The organism is Streptomyces sp. NPDC086554 (genome assembly GCF_040686095.1).
Taxonomy (GTDB): domain Bacteria; phylum Actinomycetota; class Actinomycetes; order Streptomycetales; family Streptomycetaceae; genus Streptomyces.
On sequence record NZ_JBFBJK010000006.1, the window covers coordinates 98,744 to 125,146 of the forward strand.

Below are 26,403 nucleotides of genomic sequence, written 5' to 3' on the forward strand. Positions count from 1 at the left end.
CCGACGACTCCCCCTGCTTGACCATCCCCTAGCGCACCGCCGCGCCCCTAGCGCGAAGTGTGCAGGTCAGAGCCGCCCTCAGCCCGCCTTGAAGGACGTATAGCCATGGCTGCCACCCCCGAAAACCCCACGACTGCCGCGCCCAAGCGCAAGGTGAGCCGTCACCGTGGTGAGGGCCAGTGGGCCGTTGGCCACTTCACGCCGCTCAACGGCAACGAACAGTTCAAGAAGGACGACGACGGTCTCAATGTGCGGACACGCATTGAGACGATCTACTCGAAGCGTGGGTTCGACTCCATCGACCCCAACGATCTTCGGGGGCGTATGCGCTGGTGGGGGCTCTACACCCAGCGCCGACAGGGGATCGACGGCGGCAAGACCGCCATCCTGGAGCCCGAAGAGCTGGACGACGAGTACTTCATGCTGCGGGTGCGGATCGACGGCGGACGGCTCACCACCGAGCAGCTGCGGGTCATCGGTGAGATCTCGCAGGAGTTCGCGCGCGGCACCGCCGACCTCACCGACCGGCAGAACGTCCAGTACCACTGGATCCGCATCGAGGACGTTCCCGAGATCTGGGAGCGGCTTGAGGCCGTGGGGCTCTCCACTACCGAGGCCTGTGGTGACACGCCCCGCGTCATCCTCGGCTCGCCCGTCGCCGGTATCGCCGAGAACGAGATCATCGACGGCTCCCCCGCGATCGACGAGATCCAGCGCCGCTTCATCGGCAACCCCGACTTCTCGAACTTGCCCCGTAAGTTCAAGTCCGCCGTCTCCGGATCGCCTCAGCTCGACGTCGCGCACGAGATCAATGACATCGCCTTCGTCGGCGTCAACCACCCCGAGCACGGGCCCGGCTTCGACCTCTGGGTCGGCGGCGGGCTCTCCACCAACCCGAAGCTCGGCGTGCGGCTCGGCGCCTGGGTGCCGTTGGACGAGGTGCCGGACGTGTACGGCGGTGTCATCGGCATCTTCCGTGACTACGGCTACCGGCGCCTTCGCAACCGCGCCCGCCTGAAGTTCCTCGTCGCCGACTGGGGCCCGGAGAAGTTCCGGCAGATCCTGGAGGACGAGTACCTGAAGCGGAAGCTCGTCGACGGGCCCGCGCCCGAGCAGCCGACCGGCACCTGGCGCGATCACCTCGGCGTGCACAAGCAGAAGGACGGCCGCTTCTACGTCGGCTTCGCACCCCGCGTCGGGCGCGTGGACGGCACCACGCTCACGAAGATCGCCGAGGTCGCCGACGCCCATGGCTCGGGCCGGCTCCGCACCACCGCCGAGCAGAAGATGATCGTGCTCGATGTGGAGGAGGCTCAGGTCGAGTCCCTCGTCGCCGGGCTCGAAGCGCTCGATCTGCGGGTCACCCCCTCCCCCTTCCGGCGCGGCACGATGGCCTGCACCGGCATCGAGTTCTGCAAGCTGGCGATCGTCGAGACCAAGGCGCGCGGCGCCTCGCTCATCGATGAACTGGAGCGCCGCATCCCGGAGTTCGACCACCCGATCACCATCAACATCAACGGCTGCCCGAACGCCTGCGCCCGCATCCAGGTCGCCGACATCGGCCTCAAGGGCCAGCTGGTCCTCGACGCCGACGGCAACCAGGTCGAGGGCTTCCAGGTGCACCTGGGCGGCGCGCTCGGGCTCGAAGCCGGGTTCGGCCGCAAGGTCCGTGGCCTGAAGGTCACTTCGGCCGAGCTGCCCGACTACGTGGAGCGGGTCCTCAAGCGCTTCGAGCAGGAGCGCGCGGACGACGAGCGGTTCGCCACCTGGGTGGCGCGTGCTTCCGAGGAGGCCCTCTCGTGAGCGAGCGTGCCGCGCCCTTCTACTGCCCCTACTGCGGTGACGAGGATCTGCGTCCGAACGAGACCGGTCACGGCGCCTGGGAATGCGCCGCGTGCAACCGGGCCTTCCAGTTGAAGTTCCTCGGGCTGCTCGCCCAGGGAGTTCAGCGCAACAGCGGTGGAGGGGAAGAGATATGACCACGGCTCAGGCTCAGGAGTCGCGTACGAACGACGAGTTGAAGGCGCTCGCCGAGCAGGCCGGGCGCGACCTGGAGGACGCCTCCGCGCTTGAGATCCTCCAGTGGGCCGTCGACACCTTCGGGAGCCGCTTCTGCGTGACCTCCTCCATGGAGGACGCCGTCGTCGCCCACCTCGCGTCGCGCGCCCGCCCCGGCGTCGACGTGGTGTTCCTCGACACCGGCTACCACTTCCCCGAGACCATCGGCACCCGTGACGCCGTCGCCGCCGTGATGGACGTCAACGTCATCACGCTCACGCCGCGGCAGAGCGTCGCCGAGCAGGACGCCGAGTTCGGCGCGAAGCTGCACGACCGCAACCCCGACCTGTGCTGCGCCATGCGCAAGGTCAAGCCCCTTGAGGAGGGCCTGACTTCGTACGCCGCCTGGGCCACGGGCCTGCGCCGCGACGAGTCGCCGACGCGGGCAAACACCCCGGTCGTCGGCTGGGACGAGAAGCGGCAGAAGGTGAAGGTCTCGCCGATCGCCCGCTGGACGCAGGACGACGTCGACGCCTACGTCACCGAGCACGGCGTCCTCACCAACCCCCTCCTCATGGACGGCTACGGCTCCGTGGGCTGCGCGCCCTGCACCCGCCGCCTCCTGGAGGGCGAGGACGCCCGCGCCGGACGCTGGGCGGGCAACGCCAAGACCGAGTGCGGGATCCACTGATGACGGCCACTCGGACAAGCACTCAGGACCAGACACACACTCAGGATCAGACACACCCTCAGGAGAAGCACGTGACCACCGGAGCCACCATCTGGCTCACCGGTCTGCCCAGCGCGGGCAAGACCACCATCGCGTACGAACTCGCCGGCAAGCTCGGCGAGGACGGCCACCACGTCGAGGTGCTCGACGGCGACGAGATCCGCGAGTTCCTCTCGGCGGGCCTCGGCTTCAGCCGCGAGGACCGGCACACCAACGTGCAGCGGATCGGCTTCGTCGCCGAACTGCTCGCCCGCAACGGCGTGAAGGTCCTGGTACCGGTGATCGCGCCGTTCGCCGACAGCCGCGAGGCGGTGCGCAAGCGCCACCAGACGGGCGGCACGCCGTACATCGAGGTCCATGTGGCCACGCCGGTCGAGGTCTGCTCCGTACGCGATGTGAAGGGTCTGTACGCCAAGCAGGCGGCGGGCGAGATCTCCGGGCTCACCGGGGTCGACGACCCGTACGAGGCACCCGAGTCGCCCGATCTGCGCATCGAGTCCCAGGACCAGACCGTGCAGGAGTCCGCGGCGGCCTTGCGCGCGCTGCTCATCGAAAGGGGTCTGGCATGACGACCACCGTGGCCACCGTGACCGAGGGCACCGACAGCCCGTACGCGCTGTCGCACCTGGACGCCCTGGAGTCCGAGGCGGTGCACATCTTCCGCGAGGTGGCGGGTGAGTTCGAGCGGCCGGTGATTCTCTTCTCCGGCGGCAAGGACTCCATCGTCATGCTGCATCTGGCGCTGAAGGCGTTCGCTCCCGCGGCGGTGCCCTTCTCGCTGCTTCACGTCGACACCGGGCACAACTTCCCCGAGGTCATCGAGTACCGCGACCGCGTGGTCGCCGAGCACGGCCTGCGGCTGCACGTCGCCTCCGTGCAGGACTACATCGACGCCGGAAAGCTGCGGGAGCGCCCGGACGGGACCCGCAACCCGCTGCAGACCGTGCCGCTCACGGAGAAGATCCAGAGCGAGAAGTTCGACGCGGTCTTCGGCGGCGGGCGCCGCGACGAGGAGAAGGCGCGCGCCAAGGAGCGGGTGTTCAGCCTCCGTGACGAGTTCTCGCAGTGGGACCCGCGCCGCCAGCGCCCCGAGCTGTGGCAGCTCTACAACGGCCGGCACGCCCCCGGTGAGCACGTCCGCGTGTTCCCGCTGTCCAACTGGACCGAGCTTGACGTGTGGCAGTACATCGCCCGCGAGGGCATCGAGCTGCCCGAGATCTACTTCGCGCACGAGCGTGACGTGTTCAAGCGTTCCGGGATGTGGCTGACCGCCGGCGAGTGGGGCGGCCCCAAGGACGACGAGACGGTCGAGAAGCGGCTTATCCGCTACCGCACCGTCGGCGACATGTCCTGCACCGGTGCCGTCGACTCCGACGCCACCACGCTGGACGCCGTCATCGCCGAGATCGCAGCGTCCCGCCTCACCGAGCGCGGCGCGACGAGGGCCGACGACAAGCTCTCCGAGGCCGCGATGGAAGACCGCAAGCGCGAGGGGTACTTCTAGACATGACCAGCACCACCGGACCCGACAAGGCGCAGCCGCTCTCCACGGAGCAGCTGTCGGCCACCACCCTGCTGCGCTTCGCCACCGCCGGGTCCGTCGACGACGGCAAGTCCACCCTGGTGGGCCGGCTCCTGCACGACTCCAAGTCGGTCCTCACCGACCAGCTTGAGGCCGTCGAGCGGGTCTCGCTCGGCCGCGGCCAGGAGGCGCCCGACCTCGCGCTGCTCACCGACGGTCTGCGGGCCGAGCGCGAGCAGGGCATCACCATCGACGTCGCGTACCGCTACTTCGCCACCGCGCAGCGCCGGTTCATCCTGGCCGACACGCCGGGCCATGTGCAGTACACGCGGAACATGGTCACCGGCGCGTCGACGGCCGACCTGGCCGTGGTCCTCGTCGACGCCCGCAACGGCGTCATCGAGCAGACCCGCAGGCACGCCGCCGTCGCCGCGCTCCTGCGCGTCCCGCACGTCGTGCTCGCCGTGAACAAGATGGACCTCGTCGCGTACGAGGAGACGGTCTTCGCGAAGATCGCCGAGGAATTCACCGCGTACGCCGTCGGGTTGGGCGTCCCGGAGATCACCGCGATCCCGATCTCCGCGCTCGCCGGCGACAACGTCGTGGAGCCGTCCTCCAACATGGACTGGTACGGCGGCCCGACCGTCCTGGAGCACCTGGAGACGGTCCCGGTCAGCCACGACCTGACCTCCTGCCACGCGCGCCTTCCCGTCCAGTACGTGATCCGCCCGCAGACCGCCGAGCACCCCGACTACCGGGGTTACGCGGGGCAGATCGCGGCCGGCACCTTCCGGGTCGGCGAGTCCGTGACGGTGCTGCCTTCGGGGCGTACGTCGAAGATCGCGGGCATCGATCTGCTCGGTGAGCCGGTGGACGTGGCCTGGACGCCGCAGTCGGTGACGCTGCTCCTGGAGAGCGACATCGACATCTCGCGCGGCGACCTGATCGTGCCGAGCGGCGACCAGCCACCGACCACGCAGGACATCGAGGCGACGGTCTGCCATGTCGCGGACCAGCCGCTCGCCGTCGGCCAGCGGGTGCTGCTCAAGCACACCACCCGTACGGTCAAGGCGATCGTCAAGGAGATCCCCTCGCGGCTCACCCTCGACGACCTCTCCCAGCACCCCGCCCCCGGGCAGCTCGTCGCCAACGACATCGGCCGGGTCCTGGTGCGCACCGCCGAGCCGATCGCGCTCGACTCGTACGCCGCGTCGCGCCGCACCGGTTCCTTCCTCCTGATCGACCCGGCGGACGGCACGACGCTCGCGGCGGGCATGGCGGGCGACGCGTTCGCCACCGGCGACGAGGCGGCCGACGAGGCCAAGTCGGCCGCCGACGACGAGGGTTGGGACTTCTGACCATGATCTCGATCGATTACTTCTCGACCTTCGCGAAGGAGGGCGGCCGCATCGGCAGCGGCGCCCTCGGCAGCGGGCAGGGCGGGGTCGGGCGATGTGCGGCATGACGTACGCGCACCGCTTGCGCGCCCTCACCCCCCGCGAGATCGATCTGCGAAGACGAAAACCTGCCGACCTTCCCGGCCACGACCTGAGGGCGTAGACACGACCCGACGGCGTGCGAGCCGGGCCGACGAGAGGACCCCCTCCCGTGCCTGCCAGCTTCCGCGCACCACGCACCACCGGCGGCCGCCGTGCCCTGGCCGCCGCGGCCGCCCTGCCGCTGCTCGCCGTGGTGCTCACCTCCTGCGGTTACGGCTCCGAGGCCTCCGACAAGAACGACAAGGCCGACATCGCCGCCGGGGCGAAGAAGATCGAGGGCCTCGACGAGGTGAAGATCGGGTACTTCCCGAACCTCACGCACGCCACCGCGCTCGTCGGCGACCAGGAGGGCCTGTTCCAGAAGGAACTGGGCGCCACCCAGGCCAAGTACACGCAGTTCAACGCGGGCCCCTCGGAGATCGAGGCGCTGAACTCGAAGTCGATCGACATCGGCTGGATCGGCCCGTCGCCCGCCATCAACGGCTACGCCAAGTCCGACGGCAAGAGCCTGCGCATCATCGGCGGCTCGGCGTCCGGCGGCGTGAAGCTGGTGGTGAACCCGGACAAGATCAAGTCCCTGGACGACGTCAAGGGCAAGAAGATCGCGACGCCGCAGCTCGGCAACACCCAGGACGTGGCCTTCCTCAACTGGATCTCCGAGAAGGGCTGGAAGGTCGACGCGGAGAGCGGCAAGGGCGATGTGTCGGTGGTCCGCACCGACAACAAGATCACCCCGGACGCCTACAAGTCGGGTTCCGTGGACGGCGCCTGGGTCCCCGAGCCGACCGCGTCGAAGCTGGTCGCCGAGGGCGGCAAGGTGATCCTCGACGAGGCCGACCTGTGGCCGGACAAGAAGTTCGTGATCACGAACATCATCGTGTCGCAGGAGTTCCTCGCCAAGCACCCGAAGGTCGTCGAGGCCGTCCTGCGCGGCTCGGTGAAGACCAACCAGTGGATCAAGGACAACCCGGACAAGGCTAAGGCCTCCGCCAACGCCGCACTCAAGGAGTCGTCCGGCAAGGCGCTGCCCGCCGAGATCCTCGACCCGGCGTGGAAGTCGATCCAGACCACCGACGACCCGCTCGCGGCGACGCTGGACACCGAAGCCGAGCACGCGGTCAAGGCGGGCCTCCTCGAGAAGCCCGACCTCAAGGGCATCTACGACCTGAAGCCGCTGAACAAGGTCCTGAAGGCCGCGGGCAGGCCCGAGGTCGACGACGCCGGTCTCGGCGTCAAGTAAGCCCGGAATCCGACCAGTTCCCAGGAGGTGACGACCATGGCAACCGCAACCACCCTCGCCAAGGCGGCGGACAGCACCGAGATCAGCGGGTACGCGGCCCGGATCGAGCACGTCTCGAAGTCCTTCGCCACACCCGCAGGGCCCCAGCTCGTCCTGGACGACATCACGCTCGATGTCGCTCCCGGCGAGTTCGTCACCCTCCTGGGAGCCTCGGGCTGCGGCAAGTCGACGCTGCTCAACCTGGTGGCCGGGCTCGACAAGCCGTCGGCGGGCTCCATCGCGACGGACGGCCGCCCGGCCCTGATGTTCCAGGAGCACGCGCTCTTCCCGTGGCTGACCGCGGGCAAGAACATCGAGCTCGCCCTGAAGCTGCGCGGCATCACGAAGGCCGAGCGGCGCGAGCGGGCCGAGGAGCTCCTCGAACTCGTACGGCTCAAGGGCGCGCACGGCAAGCGGGTGCACGAGCTGTCCGGCGGCATGCGGCAGCGCGTGGCGCTCGCCCGCGCGCTCGCGCAGGACAGCCAACTCCTGCTGATGGACGAGCCGTTCGCGGCGCTCGACGCGATCACCCGTGACGTGCTGCACGACGAGCTGACCCGCATCTGGCGCGAGACGGACGTCTCCGTCCTCTTCGTCACGCACAACGTGCGCGAGGCGGTCCGCCTCGCGCAGCGCGTCGTGCTCCTCTCGTCGCGCCCGGGCCGGGTGGCGCACGAGTGGCGGGTGGACATCCCCCACCCGCGCCGCATCGAGGACACCGCCGTGGCGGAACTGTCCGTCGAGATCACCGAACAACTGCGTGGGGAGATCCGCCGTCATGGCCAGCACTGAGAGCACCACCTCAGTCGTCAAGGACAGCAGCGAGGACCTGGCCGGTCTGGAGGCGGGCCTCGACGCCCTGGAGACGGTCCAGACGAGCCGTACGCCCTTCCGCAGGACCCTGGTCCAGAAGGTCCTGCCGCCGGTGACCGCCGTCGTGCTGGTCCTGGTGGTGTGGCAGATCCTGGTGTGGGCGGAGGTCACCGACTCCTACAAGCTGCCCTCGCCCTCCGCCGTCTGGGACGAGGTCCAGGAGGCCTGGCTGCAGGGCACGCTCCTCGACTACATCTGGACGTCCGTCTCCCGCGGTCTGCTCGGCTTCCTGATGGCCCTGGTGATCGGTACGCCGCTCGGCCTGATCGTCGCGCGGATCCGCTTCGTGCGGGCGGCCATCGGTCCGATCCTGTCGGGTCTGCAGTCGCTGCCGTCGGTGGCCTGGGTGCCGCCGGCCGTGATCTGGCTGGGTCTCAACGACCAGATGATGTACGCGGTGATCCTGCTCGGCGCGGTCCCCTCGATCGCCAACGGCCTGGTCGCGGGCGTCGACCAGGTGCCGCCGCTGTTCCTGCGCGCGGGCCGCACCCTGGGCGCCACGGGCCTGCGGCACACCTGGCACATCGTGATGCCGGCCGCGCTGCCCGGGTACCTGGCGGGTCTGAAGCAGGGCTGGGCGTTCTCGTGGCGTTCGCTGATGGCCGCCGAGATCATCGCGCAGTCGCCGGATCTGGGCATGGGCCTCGGCCAGCTCCTCGAAGCGGGCCGCACCAACAGCAGCATGTCGCAGGTGTTCCTGGCGATCCTGCTGATCCTGGTCGTCGGCATCGCCATCGACCTGCTCATCTTCAGCCCGCTCGAGCGGCGCGTGCTGCGCAGCCGCGGTCTGCTCGTGAAGAGCTGATTCCCATGTCCGCACCGGTGCTTCTCGTCATCGCCCACGGCAGCCGCGATCCGCGGCATGCCGCGACGGTGCGCGCCCTGGTGCGGCGGGTGCGGATGCAGCGTCCTGGGCTCCGGGTGGAGACGGGGTTCCTGGACTTCAACTCGCCGACGGTCCCTGAGGTGTTGGAGTCCCTGGACGCAGAGGGCGTACGCGACGTGATCGCACTGCCGCTGCTCCTCACCCGGGCCTTCCACGCGAAGTCGGACATCCCCGCGGTCCTGGCCCAGGCCCCGCCCCGGCTGCGTATCCGGCAGGCGGCGGTGCTCGGGCCTTCGCCGCTGCTCCAGAGCGCCCTGGAACGGCGGTTGTACGAGGCGGGCCTGACGCCCGCCGACAAGTCCTCGACCGGGGTCGTGCTGGCCTCGGCGGGGTCATCCGACCCGGAGGCGATCGCAGTGATCGCTGAAATCGCGCGGGAGTGGCGGCACACCGGTTGGTGCGCCGTGCGGCCTGCGTTCGCCTCCGCATCTCTTCCCCGCACGGAGGACGCCGTGCGGGAACTGCGTGAGATGGGGGTGCGCCGCGTCGCGGTCGCGCCCTATGTGATCGCGCCAGGTTTTCTGCCGGACCGCATCGACCGCGGCGCCGCCGACGCGGACGTACTGGCCCGGGTTCTGGGCCCCGCGCCGGAGGTGGCCCGGCTTCTGCTGCGGCGCTATGACGAGTCATGTGCGGCCCGGCGGGTGGCGCGGGTACTCGCGCTGGCCTAGCTTGTGGGTCCATGACCCTCACCAGATCCCGCACGCTCTGGCTGCGGACCGAGCCCCTGCACGCCGTGATCTACTTCGAGGAAGGCTGCCGCGCCATGGGCCGCGCGCTCGGCCTCAAGGGCTTCTGGATGGGCTACTTCGCGGCCCGCACCGCCCCGATGGGCCCGGTCGAACCGGGCGCGGCAACCGCCGCGCTCGGCGTCTTCGCCCCCGGCATGGTGGCGCGCGCCCTCCCCTCCGCCTGGCAGTACGCGCACCCCGGCCGGATCGTGGAGGAACGCGCGGCGCACTCGGCGCGGGCCCTGCGCTCCCTCGTCCCGGACATCGAGAAGCGGGTGGCCGAACTCGTCCCGCCCCTCGCGGCGATGGTCGAGGACGCCCCGTCGCCGGCCCGCCCGCTGTTCACGGCGAACCGCGAGGTGAGCGAGCGCACCGACCCGGTACAACGCTTGTGGCAACTGGCGACCTGCGTACGGGAGTTCAGAGGCGACGCGCATGTCGCGGCGCTCGCCGACCACGGCCTCGACTCCTGCGAGGCGCTGGTGCTCGCCGCGGCGACGGACCGGGTGGACCCGGGGACCATCCGCCAGGACAGGGGCTGGAGCGAGCAGGAGTGGGCGGAAGCGGTGGACCGGCTGCGCGGCCGCGGCCTGCTTGACGGCGAGGGGCACATCACCGAACACGGGCGCACCGAACGGGAGTTGATCGAGGACGCCACGGACCGCCTGTCGGCACGGCTGCTCCGCCCGCTCGGCGCACGCGACGCGGACACCCTCCTGGCCGCCCTCGAACACCCCGTACGGCAGATCCTCGCGGCAGAGGTACTGCCCTTCCCCAATCCGATCGGGCTGCCGCGACCCACCGGGTGAACTCCTTTGCTCAACGGCAGAGTTCATCCCCGAGCTCGGTCCTGCTGTACCGCACGCTGCGGCCATGACGCGTGCGGCCGAGCAGCCCGGCGTCGTACAGGACCGTGAGGTGCTGGCTGACCGCGCCCGGAGTGACGCCGAGGCGGTGGGCCAGCTCGGTGGTGGAGGCGGGCTCGGCGAGCAGGAGAAGGAGCCGGGCCCGCGCCCGGCCGAGGAGGCGGATCAGGGCGTCGCCGGTGACCGGGGGCGGCTCCTCGGAGATGGCGGCGCGGCCCCGCAGGGGGGTGGCAACTGCTCGCCCTGTAGGGCGCATTGGGCCGATTTAGCTCGATCGTGTGATGATCGGGCTCTGGGCTTGCTGTGTCGCGGGGGCGTCCGGGTAGCGTCGGTGGTGCGATCTGGGACACCGAGTGCGGTGCCAGCGTGCGGGGCCCCTGCTCCACCAGAGTGATGGTTCAGGGCCTCCCCGTCGCCTCTGGCCACACTCACCTGGCCAGGTCGCGCAGGGAACTGGCCTCCCGGGAACGGACCACGCACGAGATGCGTGTCGCCGCCCCGGGGTCGAGTACGCCGGGGACCAGTGCGCCCAAGACCGTTCGGGGCACGCCAGAGAGCGGACTCACTCCCGCTCACTGCCAAGGAACGGTAGAAGAGCAGCGGCGGCAGGGAACTGTCGATCATCGGCTGGGCGCCGCCCGCGAAGAGCGTCGGGGCGAGGACCAGGCCGCGCCCGGCGCGGCACCCACAGGCGCGGCGTGACGAGTGCGGCCAGGAGCTCGGTGTCCTGCCGGTCGAAGGCGGGGCGCAGCCGCCGCAGCCAGGGCCGTTGATGCGGGTAGCGCGCCGGGTCCCGCCAGGAGCGGAGCGAGAAGGCCGCTTCCTGGAGCGGTGAGTACGCGAAGGACGTACGGGCGAGATCGTCGACGCCGAATCTGAACGTGATCACCTGGCCCGCTCCCCTCCCCCTGGTCCGGCCCGGTTCGACTGTTTAGGTGCACGCTAAATGAATGCCGCCGGGGTGGTGACGGCGGGTTGGGTGAGCGCATGAGCACTCCATCACGCGAGACGACGGAGCCGGAACCGATACCGCGGGCCGACCAGGTGGACCGGGCGGAAAGGGCGGACCCCGAACCAGCAGGCCACGCCACCAAGGCCGCCGGCTTCCTCCCCGCCGACCCGATCCTGCGCCGCCTCTCCGTCCTCACCTTCCTCAACGCCTTCGGCAACGGCCTCTACTACCCCATCGGCGTCCTCTACTTCACCCGCGTCGTCGGCATCGACGCGACGGCGGTCGGGCTCGGCCTGACGGTGGCCGGTGTGGTCGGCGTGCTCGCCGGCGTACCGGCGGGGCGGGCGGCCGACCGCTGGGGCAGCAGGCGCGTCGGGGCGCTGCTGTGGGGCGGGACCGGGCTCGCCACCCTCAGTTACGTCTTCGTGGGGTCGTACGCGGCATTCCTCCTCGCCGTGGTCTGCACGACCGGCCTGATGCAGGCGAGCCGGGGCGTCATGGGTGCCGTCTTCGCCGAGGTGCTGCCCGGTGCGACACGTGTGGAGTCCCGCGCCTACCTGCGCATGGTGACGAATGTGGCCATGGGCGTGGGCGGCGCGTGCGGCGCGCTCGCCCTGACGGCGGACACCCGGGGCGCGTACACCGCGGTGATCGTGACGAACGCGCTGACGTTCGCCGCGCCCGCGCTGATGGTGGCGCGCCTGCCGCTCGGGGCCCACCGGCGTGACGTGCCGGCCGCCGCCGTGGAGGCGGGCAGCCGCTGGCGGGCGGTGCGGGATCTGCCGTATCTGGCCGTGACACTCCTGAACGCGGTGCTCGTGATCCAGTACACGCTCCTCGAAGTGGGCCTGCCCCTCTGGATCGTCGAGCGCACGGACGCACCGCGCTGGACGGCGGCTCTTCTGCTGATCGTCAACTGTGTCCTGGTGGCGCTGCTCCAGGTGCGGATGAGCCGGAGCGTCTCCGATGTACCGGGCGCGGTACGGGCGTTCGGCAGGTCGGGGGTGCTGCTCGCGGTGGCCTGCGCGGTGTTCGCGGTATCGGCCGGGCTCCCGCCGGTGTGGGCGGTGGTGGTCCTGGTGATCGGCGCCGTCATCCAGGTGCTCGCGGAGGTCCTCTCCTCCACAGGAGGCTGGACCCTCGGCTACGAACTCGCCGACGCGCGCGCCCACGGTGTCTACCAGGGAGTCTTCAACTCGGGTACGGCGATCGGCCTGATGGCGGGCCCCGCCCTGGTCACCCTGACCGCGGTCCGGCACGGCCCGGTGGGCTGGGTGGCGCTCGCGGTCGTGTTCGCGGGGGCCGGCCTCGCGGTGCGTCCCGCGGTGCGGTGGGCACAGCGGGACGGGGAGTGGCGGGGAGAGGCCGCGAAATAGCCAACAGGGGGCGCACATCCCAGCCATCCGGTTGCCGAACCGTCACTCCTGCCCCTAGCGTCACGCCGATGACCCCCGTACTACGCTCCGCGCGCCTGCGCCTTTCGCCCTATGTCGCCGCCGACGAAGGCCAGTTCGTGGCACTTCTGCGGGACGAGGCCGTGGGCCGCTGGTTCGGGGACGGGACGCAGAGCGCGGAGCAGACCCACGCGCTGTTCCGGCGGATCTTCTCTCTCGTGTACGCGGAGAACCACTTCCCGGTCTGGGCGGTGCGGCACGAGGGGCGGTACATCGGCCATGCGGAGATCAAGCCGTCGCCCGAGTCGTGGCTGGACGGCCACGAGATCGTATACGGCCTTTCGCGGGACAGCTGGGGGCTCGGCCTCGGCACGGAGCTTGCCGGTCTGCTCACTTCGTACGGCCATGAGACCTTGGCCCTCTCCGAGGTGCACGCGACCGTCGACGCGCAGAACACCGCCTCGATCGCCGTCCTCAAGCGCCTGGGGTACGAGCAGGGCCGCGCGGTCCCCGAGGACAACGGCCGCACCACGCTCCTGATGACGTCCCGTCTCAGCTGAAGTCGAGGCCTCCGGTGCGGGTGCGCTTCAGCTCGAAGAGGTCCGGGTAGCCCGCAAGGACGCGGAAGCTGTCGAAGAGCCGCACCGCCTCTTCGCCGCGCGGGATCGCCCGCAGGACGGGGCCGAACCAGACGGTGCCGTCGACGTGGATGGTGGGCGTGCCGACGTAGGCGTCGGCCTCGGGGTCCTTGCCCCCGTCGTGGCTGAGGCGCAGCATGTCGTCGCATGCGGGGTCGTGCGCGGCGGCCGCGAGCCCGGCGGGCAGTCCGGTCTCTGCGAGGGCCTCGGCGACGACCTGGTCGAAGTCCTCGTACTTCTCCTGATGTATGCGGGTGCCGAAGGCCGTGTAGAGGTCCCTGAGTACGTCCTCGCCGTGCTGCTCGGCCGCGGCGGCCGCGACCCGAACAGGACCGATCGACTTGTCGACCAACTCGCGGTACCAGTCCGGGAGTTCGTTGCCGGCGTTGTGGAAGTAGAGGCTCATCACATGGAAGTGGAGGTCGAGCTCGCGGGCGCGCTCGACCTCCAGGATCCAGCGGGAGGTGATCCAGGCGAAGGGGCAGGCCGGGTCGAAGTAGAAGTCGATGCGGGTGTCGGTCGTCGTCATGGCCTCGACACTAGTGACCAGTGGCGCACGCCACTGGGCCATTCCCGCTCCGCCGGGCTGGGCCAGTTCCGCGCTGTCCGGCGGAGGCCACCAGCGCCACGAGGTCGGCGACCGTCATCGAGCCCGCGGCGCGGCGCTCGCGCGCGAAGGTGTTCGCGATGTTCTGCAGGGCGTCGTTCACCGGCGTCGGCACGCCGTGCAGCCGCCCGAGGAGGGCGATCTCGCCGTTGAGGTAGTCCGCCTCGATGGTGCCCGTGCCCCGGCTCAGGCTCTGCCAGGAGGAGCCGCCGCCGCGCTCCGAACGGTCGAAGGGCTCGAAGCGGATGCGGTCGCCGCGGGCCTCCTTCTGCTCCTGCTCGCCGACCGCCTCGATGCCGGCCGCGGCGAGCACCGCCTCACCCTCGGCGCGGGCCCGCCGGAAGAGCTCGATGGCCTCGTCGCTGGTGATCAACCCCGTGACGGCTTCGATGGAGTTGGCCAGGTTCGCGAGGAGTTTCCCGTACTTCCAGCGCATCACGTCCGGCACGACGGGCGCGATGATCTTCGACTTCTCCAGATCCGCGGCGATCAGACCCGCCGTCTCGTCCGTGCCCGTCGGGTAGCGGCCGATGTGCAGCATGCCTGTGTAGGGGACACCCGCCGCGGAGACCGCGCCCGGCTCGACATGGGTCGCGGGCAGCCAGACGCACACGCCGTACACCCGCCGGAAGCGGCGCAGCGCGATGCGTTCGCTCTCCACGCCGTTCTGCGCGCAGACCAGCGGAAGGACCTCGGCCGCCGTCCCGCCGCCCGCCACCGGGCGGCCGCCCCAGGCGTCGACGGCGGCCTGGCAGTCCTGTGTCTTCACCGCGAGGAACAGGACGTCGTCCGCCCTCAACTCCCCCAGATCGGCGGGCTGCTGTACGACGGGCAACCGGTGCGTACGCGTCCCGTCGGGCGTGCTGACCCGCAGCCCGCTCTCCCGCAGTGCGTCATGGTGCGCACCCCGCGCGACGAGAACCACGTCGTGTCCTGCCTCGGCGAGCCGCCCGCCCACGGTGCCGCCGATCGCTCCTGCTCCGATGATGATGTAGCGCATGCCGTCGAGCCTCGCACAAAGATCAGGCTTCCGCGCCGTCGTCCGCGCTGAACGGCGTCCCCTGGTGGAACCAGAGCAGCCACTCGCCCTCGCACCGCCGCCACAGTGAACTGCGGTGCGCGAGGCGGCCGTTGCTGTCCGTGTCGAACGTCAGGTGCACCACGTCGTCCGCCAGCTGAACGCCCCGCATACGCGAGGCGATGAGCGGGCGGGCGCCCCGCTCGGTGCTCTCGGTCAGGGCCGTGATGATCGACGCCCGGTCCCAGCGGGCCCCGGAGACGCCGAACTCGGTGAACTCGGGGTGCAGCAGCTGCCCGAGGAGCTCGGGCGAGGTGCGGACCTCGGGGGCGAGCAGGCGCAGTTCGGCCTCGATGGCCGCGTCCACGGCGGTGGTGCGGTCAGCGGCCATGGTGCGCCTCCCCGGTCATCTCGACCAGCTTGGCGACGGTGTTCCAGTTGCGGCTCGTGGCGACGACGCCCTTGAACAGGGCGGGACGCGACAGGACCTCGCCCAGCTTGGAGCGGCCGAGGCCGTCGGGAGCGTACAGATACAGCGCACGGTCGCCGAGCCGGAACTCCTCCGGCAGGAAGGCCGCCGTGTCGATCGCGTCGAACCGGGAGGCGTCGACCGGCTCGGAGAAGTAGGTGACGTGCAGCTGCTTGCCCTCGAGCGACTCCGCGGGGAAGGGGCAGGCGTCCGCGACCGCCTTCAGATACGGGCCGCCGCGCACCAGGACGTCCACGGGGAAGCCGAAGTGCTGCTCGATGGCCTCACCGACCCGCGCCGCCAGAGCGTCCTCATCGCCGGTCTCACTCGTGAAGACCGCGTTGCCGCTCTGCAGATAGGTGCGTACGTCGCCGAGACCGAGCCCGGCGAGCAGCGTACGCAACTCCCCCATCGGCACCTTCTTCTTGCCGCCCACGTTGATGCCGCGGAGGAGCGCCGCGTACGCCTTGACCGTCATCCGGACACCATAGGACGGCCGCCGCGCCCCGTGGGGGTGGGCGCGACGGCCGCCGGTTCACTGGGTGTTACTCCGGGGAGCAACGGAAGGGCGTATGCCCTGGGACCTACTCGACCACCTTGAGCAGCTTGTTGGGCGTGCCCTCGCTCGGGTTCGAGATCTTGTCCGGGGTCGCACCGTCGGTCAGCGCCTTGGCGACGGCGTCCGGGGCGGCGTCCGGGTGGGCGGCGACGTAGACGGCGGCCGCGCCGACGACGTGCGGGGTGGCCATCGACGTACCGGAGATGGTGTTGGTGGCGTCGTCACCGGTGTTCCAGGCGGACGTGATGTCCGAACCCGGGGCGTAGATGTCCACGACCTCACCGTAGTTGGAGAAGTCCGACTGCTCGTCGTCCTTGGTGGAGGAGGCGACCGTGATGGCCTCCTTCACGCGGGCCGGGGAGCCCTGCGAGGCGTCGGTCGACTCGTTGCCGGCCGCGACACCGAAGGTCACACCGGCCGCGATGGCCTTCTGGACCGCGGCGTCGAGGGCTTCGTCGGCGCCGCCGCCGAGGCTCATGTTGGCGACCGAGGGGCCCTCGTGGTTCTTTGTGACCCAGTCGATGCCCGCGACGACCTGCTCGGTGGTGCCGGAGCCCTGGTCGTCCAGGACGCGGACCGCGACGATCTTCGCCTTCTTGGCGACACCGTGCGCCTCACCGGCGATGGTGCCGGCGACGTGGGTGCCGTGGCCGTTGCCGTCGTCGGCGTTGTCGTCGTTGTCGACGGCGTCGAAGCCGGAGACGGCGCGGCCGCCGAAGTCCTTGTGGCTGACGCGGACACCGGTGTCGATGACGTACGCCGTGGCGCCCTCACCGGCCGCGTCCGGGTACGTGTACTTCTTGTCACCGGCGGTGTCCGCCTGGTCGATGCGGTCCAGGCCCCACGACGGCGGGTCGTCCTGGGTGGCGTCGATGGTGAACTTCTTCGACTGGACGACCTTGCCGACGGCCGGGTCGGCGGCCAGCTGCTTGGCCTCGGTCTCGGTCAGACCCTTGGCGGAGAAGCCGTTGATCGCGGAGGAGTAGTTGCGCTTGAGCGAGCCGCCGTACTCCTCGGCCAGGTCGGACTTGGCGCCCTTGTCGGCCTTCTCGTCGAGCATGACGATGTAGCTGCCGGCGACGGCACCCTTGGCGTCCGCGCCGTAGACCTTGCCCTCGGCGGGGGTGGCCGCACCGGCGAAGGAAGTGGCGAAGACGGTCACACCGATCGCGGTTGCGGTCGTGGCTATCGCAGCGGTGAGCTTCAGCGTGCGAGCGCGCTTGTGAGTTGCCATGAAGAGGGGTCTCCTCGTGGTGATTGTGGGGGGATGTGGGGGATTTCAAAACTTCACTGCAACACCTGTCGATCTCCGGAAGATCTCCGGGTGTTGGGACGAAACCCTGTCTGATTGACGCGCGCAGATCAATACCTACATACACCTGTGACTTGTTCAACAAGGTTCTGTAATAACAAAACGGGCCCCTGTCCGCAGATCGGACATCGCACTGCCGAAGCGCCCCAAGTGCCCTGAGATGTAAGGGGCTTGTTACGGACACCTCACACTTGACCTGGCCGGTCCGTAACGGAGATGTCCGCAAACTCCCCCAAGCTCTTAATGAGCAGGGGGGACCCCCTCGACGGGCTGGATTTCCAGCCCGTCCGGCGACAGTCTCCGCAGGGTCCCCTTATGCCGCGGCCACGACCTTCCGCTCCTCGAAGGAATCAATCGTCCGCGTGAAGTCACGCGTGGACAGCAACAGCTTGTAGATGATGGCCAGTTCGAAGACCAGCAGCAGCGCCCCGGAGACAATCGTCGCCGGCAGCACCACGTCGAACAGCGGGCCGATCATGAAGACGCCCATCTGGAACTCGATGCCGCTCACCAGGTGCGCGCGGATGCGGTGGCGCAGCAGGAAGGAGCGGGCCCGCAGATAGGCGGGGAACTTGCGCCGGAACTCCTGGTGGAGATCGATGACCTGAGCCTTGGCCACGGGGACGGGCGCCTCAGGCGCCTCCAGAACCCCCGCCTCCGGAACGCCCGCCTCCGGAACCCCTGCCTCCGACCGCGCCTTCTGCAGATCCTGCTCGATGTCCGCCTCGGGATTGTCCCGCAGCAGATCCTCCATGAAGGCGAGCTCGGCCTGGTTCTCCGCGCGCCGCGCGGCCCTCATCCGCACCTTGATCTGCTTGCGCATGGAATGGCGGATCTTGAAGATCTCCAGGGAGTTGATGTAGCGCAACGTGTCGAGCCCGACCACGGCGACCGCGGCCCAGATGTACAGGGACTCGCCGGTGCGGTCGTACTGACCCCACATCAGCGCCACCGCACACGCCATCACGCGGATCCGGTCGAAGACGAAGTCGAGCCAGGCGCCGAACACCGAACCGGTGCCGGTGAGTCTGGCGACCTTGCCGTCCATGCAGTCGAGGATGAAGCTGAGGTGATAGACGACGGCACCGGCGATGAGCCACCGCCAGTCACCGAGCGCGAAAAACGCCGCGGAGACGAGCCCCAACAGGAACGCGCCCCAGGTGATCTGGTTCGGTGTGATCCGTGTTCGCATGGCCGTCAGTCGCACGAGAGGCGTGGCGACCGGGTCGACAAGCAGCACGGTCCACCACGCGTCGCGCTTCTTCTGAGTGATGCGGCGCACCTCGTCGAGGGGCGGTATGTCTCGTCGCATGGGGTCAACTTCCTGGCGTTCGTGGAAAGTTCACCTCACGCTAAGAAGCCATTGGTTCAAGGAACAAGAACCTGCCCGTGCAACCTTTCACCCGGGGTAACGGTCAACCTTTCAGGGCGAGTCAATGGCCCCACCAGAGCAACCCTGCGTTACCTGAGCGTTATCGAATGACCTGGGCGTTACCGAAACGCTTCACAGAGCGTTACGCCGCGGCGGAACCGGGCCTGGTGCAGGACCGCCGCCATCACGCTCCGCCCCGCCCGGCCGCCGCCTTCACCAGCTCCGCCTCGATGAGGTCGGCCGCCATCTTCGCGCCGCCCTCCCCGGCCATCCCGGCCTGCACCTCGCCCAACTTGCGCGCCACTTCGGGGTCCCCGGCCAGGGCGAGCACCGCCTCGCGCAGGGTGGCCGAAGTGGCCTCCTCCATCGGCAGATGCCGGGCCACGCCGAGCGCCTGCAGCATGTCGGCGTTGCCGAACTGGTCGACCGCCTGCGGCACCGCGACCATCGGCGTCGCCGTGGCGAGGCCCTCCTGGCTGCCGCCCGCGCCGGCGTGGGTGATGAAGGCGTCGGCCTGCTTGAGGACCGCGAGCTGTGGAACCCAGGAGCGCACCTCGACGTTCGCGGGGACGTCCCCCAGCTCGGCCACGTCGACGTGCCCGCCGATCTGGAGGACCACATGCCAGCCCGGCAGGTCCCCGAACGCCTCGATGCACGCGCGGTAGAAGTCGGGCTGCTTGGTGAACGACGAGCCGAGCGAGACCAGGAGCACCTTCTCCGCATCGGCGGGCCGCCGCCAGTCGCCCTGCGCCGCACGGTCGCCCTGGCAGGCGCCGACGAATGTGTGCACGCTCTCGTCGACACGGTCGGCGTTCGGCTGGAGCGCCTTGGGGATGAGCACGAGCGAACGGGGCGGGCGGCCGACGAAGGGATCGGGGTGCTGGGCGATCGCGTTCTCCTCGAGCCAGGCGTGGAAGCGCTCGTAGTAGGCCTGGCCCCGCTCGGACGCCTTCAGCTCGGCGTACATGGGCTCGGCGACCTCCTCCTCGTAGCCGTCCCAGGCCACCAGGTTCGGCGAGAGCGAGATCTCGGGCACGCCCCAGCGGCGGGCCAGGACGCGCGCCGGGAAGGAGGTGATGTCGTGCAGGACAAGGTCGGGCTCGTCACCTTCGTACGCCGCCGCCAGCTGGGGCAGCGTCTCGATCGCCTCGGTGAGGAACGGCTCGATGTTGTCGATCAGTTCGGTCCCCCAGGCCTCGGGGTCGGCGTCCGGGCCCGGCAGGGTCGTCGTGAAGAGGACGGGCTCGGCGCCGGTCTCGGCGACCTTCTCGGCGAAGAGGTGCGGAATCGCGTACGTGACACGGTGACCGCGAGCGACGAGCTCTCGGATCACTTCGAGGCTCGGGTTGACGTGCCCGTGGGCGGCGATGGAGAACATGGCGATATGGGCACGCTGGCGTATGGTCATGCGCCGACCTTAAACGAGACGAGACGTCTCGTGCAACCCCTGACCAGCCACAACGAACCCGCAGACGGACCCAGTTCCGCGAGGTTCCTACCTCTGATACCGCGCAAGCACCAGGTTCCCGTCCTTCACCAGGCGTTTGCGCAGCTCATCCAGACCGATCGCCCCGCTGTAGTACTCCTGCAAAGCGGGAGTCGCCACCTTGTCCTTCCACTCCGGGTAGCCCCGAACGGACTGCGCCGGCGCAGGACGCAGGTCCTCGGCGAGGGCCGTGCCCGCGGCCCAGTCGTCCTTCTTCGTGCGCAGGGCAGGGTCCTTCAGGGCCTCCGTGCCCGTCGGCAGCATCCAGTCGCCGCGCGCGAGCTTCACCATGTTGTCCGGCTGGAGGAAGAAGTCGATGAACTCGGCCGCCTCCTTCTTGTGCGGGCTGTCCTCAGAGACCGACAGGGTCTGCGGGCTGACGCCCTGCGCGAGCCCCTCCGCTCCCGCCGGGGCGGGCAGCACCTGCCAGTCGAAGCCCTTGGGCGCCTGCTGGACGATCTGCTGACGGTAGGAGAAGCCGAGCGGCACCATCGCGTACTTGCCGCCGAAGAAGCCGGGCAGGGTGTCGGAGCCGCCCATGCCGAGGGTCGTGCCCGACGCGCTCTTGTCATTGTTGACCTGGTCGTGGACCGTGCGCGGCATGATCTCGTCGGCCTGGTCGAAGCGGATGTCGACCTTGCCGTCCGCGCCCCGGTGGAACATCTTCCCGCCGGTCGAGAGCGAGAGGTTGAGCGTCGCGGAGACCGGCTCCTTGAGCGGCCAGGCGACGCCGTACCTGCCCTTGTCCTTGTCCGTCAGGTCCTTGGTGACGGCGCGGAACTCGTCCCAGGACCACGGCTTCTCGGGGGTCGGAATGCGTACGCCGGACTCCTTGAGCCACTTGGCGTTGGCGATCAGGACGCGGGGTTCCTGGAGAAACGGCACTCCATAGACGCCGTCCCCGAAGGTCGTCGTCTCCCAACTGCGCTTCGGGATGTCGGACTTGAGGCGCGCGGGGAGGAGGTCGCCGATGTCCGCGAGATAGCCGCCGTACGCGAAGTCGGCCAGGTCGTCCGATGCGTCATGGATGATGTCCGGCGCCTCGCCGCCCTCGAAGGAGGTGAGCAGCTGGTCGTGGACGCTGTCCCAACTGCCCTGGACGTACTCGACCTTGACGTCCGGGTGGGTGGCGTTCCACTCCTTGACGAGCGCCTTGTTGGCGTCGACGGACTCCTTCTGCCAGGCCAGGGACTGGAACTGGAGGGTGATCTTCCCGTCCTCGTCACCGGAGTCGCCGCTACAGCCGGCGAGCAGCAGAGCCAAGGCGGTCGCGGTGGCGGCCAGCAGCCGTGGTGCCGTGCGCATCAGGCCTTCACCGCCCCTGCCAGCATGCCGCCCGTGATCCGCTTCTGGATGATCGCGAAGATGACGAGCGAGGGGATCGTCGCGAGGAACGCCGCCGCGGCGAGCGGCCCGAGGTCGGCGACGCCCTCCGTGCCGATGAAGCGGTTGAGGATGACCGGCAAGGTCTGCTTCTCCGGGGTCTTGAGCAGGACGAGCGCGAAGAAGAACTCGTTCCATGCGGTGATGAAGGCGAACATCGCCGTGGCCACGATGCCGGGTGCGAGCAGCGGCGCGACGACCGACACGAACGTCCGCACCTTGCTCGCGCCGTCCACCGCCGCCGCCTCCTCCAACTCGGCGGGCACGGCGCGGACATACCCGACGAGCATCCACAGCGCGAAGGGCAGCGACCACACGACGTACACCATGATCAGGCCGAGCAGCGAGTTGATCAGGTGCAGGTTCTTCAGGATCAGGAAGAGCGGGATGATGATCAGGACGAACGGGAACGCCTGGCTGATCACCACCCAGCCCGTCGCCGCCTTGGAGACGCGATTGCGGTGCCGCGCCATGACGTACGCCATGGGGGTCGCGATGACGACCGCGATCAGGGACGCGCTGAGCGCCGCGATCAGGGAGTTGCCCGCGGCCTGGAGGAGCGGCTGCTCGTCGAAGGCCTGCCGGAAGTTCTCCAGGGTCGGGTCCTTCGGGATCCAGGTGGGGTGCAGACTGCCCAGTTCCCGTGCGGGCTTGAAGGCCGTGGAGATCAGCCAGAGGAACGGGAAGGCGAGGAAGACCAGATAGGCGGCGAGCGCCGCGTACTGCGCGGCGCGCGTCGACTTCTTCGTACGCATCATGCCTCGTCGCCTCCCTTCAGGCGGCCCACGAGGTAGAAGGCGAGGATCACGGAGATCACGGCGACCATCACACAGCCCATGGCCGCGGCGTAGCCGAACTGGCCGTAGCGGAAGGCCTCTTCGTAGGCGAAGAGCATCGGGAGGCGGGTGCGGCCGCCGGGGCCGCCCTGGGTCAGGACATAGACCAGGGCGAAGGAGTTGAAGTTCCAGATGAAGTTGAGCGCCGTGATGGCGAGGGCGATCGGCTTGATCGCGGGCCAGGTGACGGTGCGGAAGCGCCGCCAGGCACCGGCGCCGTCCATCGCGGCGGCCTCGTGCAGTTCGCGTGGGGTGTTCTGCAGTCCTGCGAGGAGCGCGACGGTGGTCTGCGGCATGCCCGCCCAGACGCCGACGACGATCACGGCGAAGAGCGCGGTGGCCGTTCCCGTCAGCCAGTCCTTCCCCTCCCCCAGGCCGAAGTTGGAGAGCGTCTCGTTGAGCACGCCCGCGTCCGGGTGGTAGACGAGCCGCCACATGATGCCGACGACCACCTCGGGCATCGCCCACGGGATGATCGCGAGCGCCCGCGCAAGCCAGCGCATCCGCAGCGGCTGGTTGAGCAGGAGCGCAAGGCCGAGCGCGAGGAAGAACTGCGGCACGGTGACGCCGAACGCCCACAGCAGGCCGATCCGGAACGAGTCCCAGAACAGCGTGTCGTGCAGCAGGTCCTGGAAGTTGAGGGCGCCGACCCACTCGGTGGGTTCGGTGCGGCCCGACTGGGAGTCGGTGAAGGCGAGCGCGATCCCGTAGAGCAGCGGGCCCACGCTCAGGATCAGGATCGGGATCAGCGCGGGCAGCACCAGGAACCAGGCGCCGTGGTCCGTCCGTCCGGGGCCGGGCGCGTCCTTCTTCGCTGACCGCCTCGTTGCGGTCGCCAATGTCACGGAATCGGCTCCTTTGGGCGGCTCATCGGGGTATGGCCGCCCAGGCGGCCCCCGTCATCGTGCTGATGGGATCTTGATACGTCAAGCAGGTACGCAGAGCTCACGGGCCGCCCTCGCACGCCACTTGGCCAGTGCGAATGCGAGACTGTCGGCGAGCGGGGCACGTGGTGCGGGAGGCAATGGGATGGACGAGGCGCGGGCACGGGACGTACTGGGCGCGGCGGGTCTGGAACGGGACGCCGAGCTGCTCGCCCTCGGCGAGAACGCGGTGTTCGGCAGCGGCGAGCTGGTCGTCAAGGTCGGCCGCGACGCCCCCGAGCTGCTCGACCGCGCGCGGCGTGAACTGCGCGTCGCCCAGTGGCTTGAGGCGTCCGGTGTGCCTGCGGTGCGGGCGGCGGAGGGCCAACCCCGCCTGGTGGACGGCCATCCGGTGACGCTCTGGCACCGGCTTCCGCCGGCCGCGCGCCCCGCCGAGCCGCGCGACCTCGCCGCGCTGCTGCGTCTGGTGCACGCACTGCCCGCCCCCTCCTTCGAACTGCCGCGCCGCGAACTGCTCGGCGGTGTCGAGCGCTGGCTGCGCCTCGCCGGCTCCGCGATCGACCGCGAGGATGCGGACTATCTGCGGGAGCGGCGGGACGGCTTCGCCGCGGCCGCCGCCGCGCTCACCCCGCAGCTGCCGCCAGGACCCATCCACGGGGACGCGCTGCCCCGCAATGTCCTCGTGGGCCCGGAAGGGCCGGTCCTCGCGGACCTGGAGACGTTCTCCTCCGATCTGCGGGAGCACGACCTGGTGGTGATGGCGCTGTCCCGCGACCGGTACGGCCTGCCGGCCGAGGCGTACGACGGGTTCGTCGCCGAGTACGGCTGGGACGTGCGGGAGTGGGAGGGGTGTGCGGTGCTCCGGGGAGCCCGGGAGACCGCAAGCTGTGCGTGGGTCGCCCAGCACGCGCCGACCAATCCGAAGGCCCTTGCCGAGTTCCGGCGCCGCGTCGCCTCGCTCCGTGACGGGGACTCAGCCGTGCGGTGGTATCCCTTCTGAGGGAGCTCCCTCAGACGCCGGACCGGCCGGAAAGGCTGAACTCCTCCCGCAGCGGCCAGGTGCCGTCCACCACCGCGTCCGCATTGCCCTTGCGGCGCAGGAAGTTCTGGAAGTCCGCCGCCCACTCCGCGTACCAGTCGATCTGGCGACGGTGCAGTTCCGCGGGGCCGAAGGCGGCGAGCTTGGGGTGGCGGGTGGCTATCGCGGTGGCGAGCCGCGCCGCGGCCAGGGCGTCCGACATGGCGTCATGGGCCGACTCCAGGACCACGCCGTACTCCGTGCAGACCGCTTCGAGGTTGCGCTTGCCCTTGCGGTAGCGCTCGACGGAACGGTCGATCGTGTACGGATCGATGACCGGCGCCGGCTCCGCGCCGCCCAGGCGCTCGCGCAGCGACGGCAGTCCGTGCCGCCGCAGTTCCGCGGAGAGCAGGTTCAGGTCGAACGTCGCGTTGTACGCCACGACCGGCACGCCCGCCTGCCAGTACGAGGTGAGGACACCCGCCAGCGCTTCGGCGACCTCAGCGGCCGGTCTGCCGTCCGCCGCCGCCCGTTCGTTCGAGATGCCGTGGACCGCCACCGCTTCCTCGGGGATCTCGACCCCCGGATCGGCCAGCCACTCCCTGCGTCCCAGGACCTCGTCGGCCTTGACCTCGATCACCGCCCCCGTGACGATGCGTGCCTCGCTCGGATCCGTCCCTGTCGTCTCCAGGTCGAATCCGATCAGCAGCTCCCGGTGCCAGCCCATGGCCGCCCCCTTCTCTGTGGTGCGTTCCCCCAATGACCACCACGATCCCACGCGCCACTGACAATCAGAGGGCTGCGTTCCGCTTGACCGTGCGGGGCGGCCCGGCAGCGGCTCAGGAGACCGGCCGCGAGTCGGCCCACGCCAGTTCGAACTCCTCCCGATACGTCTCGAAGAGTCCGCTTTCACCCGGCTCGCCCGCTTTCACCACCCGGCGTCCGCCGCGCAGCACGAGCACCGGCGCCTCCATCCCCCGCGTCCTGCGCAGATACGACTGGACGACCGCGACACCGTCCGCGCCGTCCCCGTCGACCAGATACGCGGTGAAGCGCGGCGTCTCGTCGAACACCTGGATCTCGAAGGCGCCCGGGTCGCGAAGCCGGGCCCGCACCCGGCGCATGTGCAGGATGTTCATCTCGACGGAGCGGCTCAGCTCGCCCTTCTTCAGGCCGAGCTCGCGCTCCCTGCGCCGGACCGCGCTGCTCGCCGGGTTGAGGAAGAGCAGCCGCACCCGGCAGCCGGACTCCGCGAGCCGCACCAGGCGGCGGCCGGAGAAGTTCTGCACCAGGAGGTTGAGGCCTATCCCGATCGCGTCGAGACGCCTGGCCCCGCCGAAGATGTCCTCGGCGGGGAACTGCGTGAGGAGCCGCACCCGGTCCGAGTGCACGCCCACCACATCGGCGTACCGGTCGCCGACCAGGGACTCGACGGCGTCCACGGGCAGCCGGCGCGCGGACGGCGCGTCGGTGCCCGCGCCGAGTATGTCCAGGAGCCTGGACGACGCGCGCTCCGCCTGGGCGAGCACCGTCTCGGACAGGGCGCGGTTGCGGGAGACGACGTTGCGGGTGACTTCCAGCTCGTCCAGGGCCAGTTCGACGTCGCGGCGGTCGTCGAAGTAGGGCTCGAAGCACGGCCAGTGCTGCACCATCAGCTCGCGCAGCTGGGGCAGCGTGAGGAAGCTGAGCACGTTGTCGTCGGCCGGGTCGAGCAAGTAGCCCTTGCGGCGGCTCACTTCGCGTACGGCGACGGCCCGCTGCACCCACTCCTGTCCCGCGGGCCCCGCGGCCGCGACCACCCAGTCGTCGGCGTGGACGGGTTCGTAGATGGGGCGGAGCACAGCGGCCACGACGGCGCGCAGCCGCTGCTCCACGAGGTTCAGCCAGATGTAGGCCCGCCCGGCGCGCTGGGCGCGCGTACGCACCTCGCGCCAGGCGTCGGCGCCCCAGTCCAGTTCGGGTCCGATCTGGGATCCCATCTCCATCGGCCGCGCCAAGGACACCGCTCCGGGCGGGCCGTCCGCGGAACCCCCCTCGTGACCCTCGTCACCAGGGGGCAGTTCCCGCCCTCCCGAGCTCACCCAGCGCACC

The 26,403-nt window shown here is 69.9% G+C and carries 28 protein-coding genes; 14 read left to right on the top strand and 14 right to left on the bottom strand.

All coding sequences use genetic code 11. The features are described 5' to 3' along the window. Window positions 1-105: 105 nt before the first annotated feature. The 11 genes from AB0O76_RS11935 to AB0O76_RS11985 all read left to right on the top strand — a co-directional run bounded on the left by AB0O76_RS11935 (window position 106) and on the right by AB0O76_RS11985 (window position 10,327). Entirely contained in the window at window positions 106-1,803 is a 1,698-nt protein-coding gene (locus tag AB0O76_RS11935; protein ID WP_365488324.1) for a nitrite/sulfite reductase, read from the top strand. Further along, a complete protein-coding gene (locus AB0O76_RS11940) occupies window positions 1,800-1,979 on the top strand; it encodes a hypothetical protein (protein WP_160507861.1) in 180 nt (59 codons plus the stop codon). Before AB0O76_RS11935 ends, AB0O76_RS11940 begins: the two co-directional genes overlap by 4 nt. Continuing rightward, window positions 1,976-2,689: a phosphoadenylyl-sulfate reductase gene (locus AB0O76_RS11945; protein ID WP_135335605.1), complete on the top strand. Its 714-nt coding sequence runs from the start codon at window positions 1,976-1,978 to the stop codon at window positions 2,687-2,689. The genes AB0O76_RS11940 and AB0O76_RS11945 overlap by 4 nt, the downstream gene beginning before the upstream one ends. Continuing rightward, window positions 2,689-3,297 (top strand): adenylyl-sulfate kinase, encoded by a 609-nt coding sequence (gene cysC / locus AB0O76_RS11950; protein WP_365488328.1) that lies wholly within the window; start codon window positions 2,689-2,691, stop codon window positions 3,295-3,297. The genes AB0O76_RS11945 and cysC overlap by 1 nt, the downstream gene beginning before the upstream one ends. Then, complete coding sequence (cysD, locus tag AB0O76_RS11955) at window positions 3,294-4,232, top strand: sulfate adenylyltransferase subunit CysD (protein ID WP_266871640.1); 939 nt, start codon at window positions 3,294-3,296, stop codon at window positions 4,230-4,232. The genes cysC and cysD overlap by 4 nt, the downstream gene beginning before the upstream one ends. A 2-nt stretch (window positions 4,233-4,234) precedes the next feature. Next, the gene (locus AB0O76_RS11960) at window positions 4,235-5,608 is read left to right on the top strand and encodes a GTP-binding protein (protein ID WP_365488332.1); all 1,374 of its coding nucleotides are present in this window, start codon (window positions 4,235-4,237) and stop codon (window positions 5,606-5,608) included. A gap of 250 nt (window positions 5,609-5,858) precedes the next feature. Then, window positions 5,859-6,989: an aliphatic sulfonate ABC transporter substrate-binding protein gene (locus tag AB0O76_RS11965; protein WP_365488335.1), complete on the top strand. Its 1,131-nt coding sequence runs from the start codon at window positions 5,859-5,861 to the stop codon at window positions 6,987-6,989. 36 nt (window positions 6,990-7,025) lie between these two features. Beyond that, window positions 7,026-7,820 carry an ABC transporter ATP-binding protein gene (locus AB0O76_RS11970; RefSeq protein WP_365488338.1) on the top strand — a complete coding sequence of 265 codons (795 nt, stop codon included), beginning with the start codon at window positions 7,026-7,028 and terminating at the stop codon, window positions 7,818-7,820. After that, window positions 7,807-8,706, top strand: a complete 900-nt coding sequence (locus AB0O76_RS11975; protein ID WP_365488341.1) for an ABC transporter permease — start codon at window positions 7,807-7,809, stop codon at window positions 8,704-8,706. The genes AB0O76_RS11970 and AB0O76_RS11975 overlap by 14 nt, the downstream gene beginning before the upstream one ends. Window positions 8,707-8,711: 5 nt before the next feature. Beyond that, entirely contained in the window at window positions 8,712-9,458 is a 747-nt protein-coding gene (locus AB0O76_RS11980) for a sirohydrochlorin chelatase (RefSeq protein WP_365488344.1), read from the top strand. Between the two features lie 11 nt (window positions 9,459-9,469). Next, window positions 9,470-10,327 (top strand): hypothetical protein, encoded by an 858-nt coding sequence (locus AB0O76_RS11985; RefSeq protein WP_365488347.1) that lies wholly within the window; start codon window positions 9,470-9,472, stop codon window positions 10,325-10,327. Window positions 10,328-10,337: 10 nt separating this feature from the next. Here AB0O76_RS11985 and AB0O76_RS11990 read toward each other — a convergent pair whose 3' ends face one another. Continuing rightward, window positions 10,338-10,640, bottom strand: coding sequence for a helix-turn-helix domain-containing protein (locus AB0O76_RS11990; RefSeq protein ID WP_365488350.1), 303 nt, complete (start codon window positions 10,638-10,640; stop codon window positions 10,338-10,340). Between the two features lie 306 nt (window positions 10,641-10,946). After that, window positions 10,947-11,273, bottom strand: coding sequence for a hypothetical protein (locus tag AB0O76_RS11995; RefSeq protein ID WP_365488353.1), 327 nt, complete (start codon window positions 11,271-11,273; stop codon window positions 10,947-10,949). Between the two features lie 98 nt (window positions 11,274-11,371). Here AB0O76_RS11995 and AB0O76_RS12000 point away from each other — a divergent pair, with 98 nt between their 5' ends. Both AB0O76_RS12000 and AB0O76_RS12005 read left to right on the top strand, forming a co-directional pair. Further along, window positions 11,372-12,712 carry an MFS transporter gene (locus AB0O76_RS12000; RefSeq protein WP_365488356.1) on the top strand — a complete coding sequence of 447 codons (1,341 nt, stop codon included), beginning with the start codon at window positions 11,372-11,374 and terminating at the stop codon, window positions 12,710-12,712. Between the two features lie 68 nt (window positions 12,713-12,780). Further along, window positions 12,781-13,290, top strand: coding sequence for a GNAT family N-acetyltransferase (locus tag AB0O76_RS12005; RefSeq protein WP_365488359.1), 510 nt, complete (start codon window positions 12,781-12,783; stop codon window positions 13,288-13,290). Here AB0O76_RS12005 and AB0O76_RS12010 read toward each other — a convergent pair. From AB0O76_RS12010 to AB0O76_RS12055, 10 genes are all read right to left on the bottom strand, one after another. Continuing rightward, window positions 13,283-13,897 (bottom strand): DsbA family protein, encoded by a 615-nt coding sequence (locus AB0O76_RS12010; RefSeq protein ID WP_365488362.1) that lies wholly within the window; start codon window positions 13,895-13,897, stop codon window positions 13,283-13,285. The genes AB0O76_RS12005 and AB0O76_RS12010 overlap by 8 nt on opposite strands. A gap of 10 nt (window positions 13,898-13,907) precedes the next feature. Further along, window positions 13,908-14,975, bottom strand: a complete 1,068-nt coding sequence (locus tag AB0O76_RS12015; RefSeq protein WP_365488365.1) for a 2-dehydropantoate 2-reductase N-terminal domain-containing protein — start codon at window positions 14,973-14,975, stop codon at window positions 13,908-13,910. A 22-nt stretch (window positions 14,976-14,997) separates the two neighbouring features. Further along, on the bottom strand, window positions 14,998-15,384 hold the full coding sequence (locus AB0O76_RS12020) for a DUF4440 domain-containing protein (RefSeq protein WP_365488368.1): 387 nt from the start codon (window positions 15,382-15,384) through the stop codon (window positions 14,998-15,000). Next, a complete protein-coding gene (locus AB0O76_RS12025) occupies window positions 15,374-15,940 on the bottom strand; it encodes a DUF1697 domain-containing protein (RefSeq protein WP_365488371.1) in 567 nt (188 codons plus the stop codon). Before AB0O76_RS12025 ends, AB0O76_RS12020 begins: the two co-directional genes overlap by 11 nt. Window positions 15,941-16,046: 106 nt before the next feature. Then, window positions 16,047-17,255, bottom strand: a complete 1,209-nt coding sequence (locus AB0O76_RS12030; RefSeq protein ID WP_365488374.1) for a S8 family peptidase — start codon at window positions 17,253-17,255, stop codon at window positions 16,047-16,049. Between the two features lie 391 nt (window positions 17,256-17,646). Further along, on the bottom strand, window positions 17,647-18,645 hold the full coding sequence (locus AB0O76_RS12035) for a CDP-alcohol phosphatidyltransferase family protein (RefSeq protein WP_365488377.1): 999 nt from the start codon (window positions 18,643-18,645) through the stop codon (window positions 17,647-17,649). A 244-nt stretch (window positions 18,646-18,889) separates the two neighbouring features. After that, window positions 18,890-20,113: a macrolide-inactivating glycosyltransferase gene (gene mgt / locus AB0O76_RS12040; RefSeq protein WP_365488380.1), complete on the bottom strand. Its 1,224-nt coding sequence runs from the start codon at window positions 20,111-20,113 to the stop codon at window positions 18,890-18,892. 87 nt (window positions 20,114-20,200) lie between these two features. Then, entirely contained in the window at window positions 20,201-21,496 is a 1,296-nt protein-coding gene (locus AB0O76_RS12045) for a sugar ABC transporter substrate-binding protein (RefSeq protein ID WP_365488383.1), read from the bottom strand. Further along, window positions 21,496-22,329: a carbohydrate ABC transporter permease gene (locus AB0O76_RS12050; RefSeq protein WP_365488937.1), complete on the bottom strand. Its 834-nt coding sequence runs from the start codon at window positions 22,327-22,329 to the stop codon at window positions 21,496-21,498. The genes AB0O76_RS12045 and AB0O76_RS12050 overlap by 1 nt, the downstream gene beginning before the upstream one ends. Then, on the bottom strand, window positions 22,329-23,249 hold the full coding sequence (locus AB0O76_RS12055) for a sugar ABC transporter permease (RefSeq protein ID WP_365488940.1): 921 nt from the start codon (window positions 23,247-23,249) through the stop codon (window positions 22,329-22,331). Before AB0O76_RS12055 ends, AB0O76_RS12050 begins: the two co-directional genes overlap by 1 nt. Before the next feature lie 190 nt (window positions 23,250-23,439). On the opposite strand from AB0O76_RS12055, the gene AB0O76_RS12060 reads away from it, so the two are divergent. After that, window positions 23,440-24,294, top strand: a complete 855-nt coding sequence (locus tag AB0O76_RS12060) for an aminoglycoside phosphotransferase family protein (protein WP_365488386.1) — start codon at window positions 23,440-23,442, stop codon at window positions 24,292-24,294. A 10-nt stretch (window positions 24,295-24,304) separates the two neighbouring features. Here AB0O76_RS12060 and AB0O76_RS12065 read toward each other — a convergent pair whose 3' ends face one another. Both AB0O76_RS12065 and AB0O76_RS12070 read right to left on the bottom strand, forming a co-directional pair. Further along, window positions 24,305-25,039, bottom strand: a complete 735-nt coding sequence (locus AB0O76_RS12065) for a 3'-5' exonuclease (protein WP_365488389.1) — start codon at window positions 25,037-25,039, stop codon at window positions 24,305-24,307. 112 nt (window positions 25,040-25,151) lie between these two features. After that, the gene (locus AB0O76_RS12070) at window positions 25,152-26,393 is read right to left on the bottom strand and encodes an SAV2148 family HEPN domain-containing protein (RefSeq protein WP_360766835.1); all 1,242 of its coding nucleotides are present in this window, start codon (window positions 26,391-26,393) and stop codon (window positions 25,152-25,154) included. Window positions 26,394-26,403 lie beyond the last annotated feature (10 nt).

What these genes read in the sequence shown, in the direction of transcription:
- AB0O76_RS11935 (WP_365488324.1), top strand. Translation starts at nt 106, where the DNA reads ATGGCTGCCACCCCCGAAAACCCCACGACTGCCGCGCCCAAGCGCAAG.
- AB0O76_RS11945 (WP_135335605.1), top strand. Translation starts at nt 1,976, where the DNA reads ATGACCACGGCTCAGGCTCAGGAGTCGCGTACGAACGACGAGTTGAAG.
- cysC (WP_365488328.1), top strand. Translation starts at nt 2,689, where the DNA reads ATGACGGCCACTCGGACAAGCACTCAGGACCAGACACACACTCAGGAT.
- cysD (WP_266871640.1), top strand. Translation starts at nt 3,294, where the DNA reads ATGACGACCACCGTGGCCACCGTGACCGAGGGCACCGACAGCCCGTAC.
- AB0O76_RS11960 (WP_365488332.1), top strand. Translation starts at nt 4,235, where the DNA reads ATGACCAGCACCACCGGACCCGACAAGGCGCAGCCGCTCTCCACGGAG.
- AB0O76_RS11970 (WP_365488338.1), top strand. Translation starts at nt 7,026, where the DNA reads ATGGCAACCGCAACCACCCTCGCCAAGGCGGCGGACAGCACCGAGATC.
- AB0O76_RS11975 (WP_365488341.1), top strand. Translation starts at nt 7,807, where the DNA reads ATGGCCAGCACTGAGAGCACCACCTCAGTCGTCAAGGACAGCAGCGAG.
- AB0O76_RS11980 (WP_365488344.1), top strand. Translation starts at nt 8,712, where the DNA reads ATGTCCGCACCGGTGCTTCTCGTCATCGCCCACGGCAGCCGCGATCCG.
- AB0O76_RS11985 (WP_365488347.1), top strand. Translation starts at nt 9,470, where the DNA reads ATGACCCTCACCAGATCCCGCACGCTCTGGCTGCGGACCGAGCCCCTG.
- AB0O76_RS11990 (WP_365488350.1), bottom strand. Translation starts at nt 10,640, where the DNA reads ATGCGCCCTACAGGGCGAGCAGTTGCCACCCCCCTGCGGGGCCGCGCC.
- AB0O76_RS12000 (WP_365488356.1), top strand. Translation starts at nt 11,372, where the DNA reads ATGAGCACTCCATCACGCGAGACGACGGAGCCGGAACCGATACCGCGG.
- AB0O76_RS12005 (WP_365488359.1), top strand. Translation starts at nt 12,781, where the DNA reads ATGACCCCCGTACTACGCTCCGCGCGCCTGCGCCTTTCGCCCTATGTC.
- AB0O76_RS12010 (WP_365488362.1), bottom strand. Translation starts at nt 13,897, where the DNA reads ATGACGACGACCGACACCCGCATCGACTTCTACTTCGACCCGGCCTGC.
- AB0O76_RS12015 (WP_365488365.1), bottom strand. Translation starts at nt 14,975, where the DNA reads ATGCGCTACATCATCATCGGAGCAGGAGCGATCGGCGGCACCGTGGGC.
- AB0O76_RS12020 (WP_365488368.1), bottom strand. Translation starts at nt 15,384, where the DNA reads ATGGCCGCTGACCGCACCACCGCCGTGGACGCGGCCATCGAGGCCGAA.
- AB0O76_RS12025 (WP_365488371.1), bottom strand. Translation starts at nt 15,940, where the DNA reads ATGACGGTCAAGGCGTACGCGGCGCTCCTCCGCGGCATCAACGTGGGC.
- AB0O76_RS12030 (WP_365488374.1), bottom strand. Translation starts at nt 17,255, where the DNA reads ATGGCAACTCACAAGCGCGCTCGCACGCTGAAGCTCACCGCTGCGATA.
- AB0O76_RS12035 (WP_365488377.1), bottom strand. Translation starts at nt 18,645, where the DNA reads ATGCGACGAGACATACCGCCCCTCGACGAGGTGCGCCGCATCACTCAG.
- mgt (WP_365488380.1), bottom strand. Translation starts at nt 20,113, where the DNA reads ATGACCATACGCCAGCGTGCCCATATCGCCATGTTCTCCATCGCCGCC.
- AB0O76_RS12045 (WP_365488383.1), bottom strand. Translation starts at nt 21,496, where the DNA reads ATGCGCACGGCACCACGGCTGCTGGCCGCCACCGCGACCGCCTTGGCT.
- AB0O76_RS12050 (WP_365488937.1), bottom strand. Translation starts at nt 22,329, where the DNA reads ATGCGTACGAAGAAGTCGACGCGCGCCGCGCAGTACGCGGCGCTCGCC.
- AB0O76_RS12060 (WP_365488386.1), top strand. Translation starts at nt 23,440, where the DNA reads ATGGACGAGGCGCGGGCACGGGACGTACTGGGCGCGGCGGGTCTGGAA.
- AB0O76_RS12065 (WP_365488389.1), bottom strand. Translation starts at nt 25,039, where the DNA reads ATGGGCTGGCACCGGGAGCTGCTGATCGGATTCGACCTGGAGACGACA.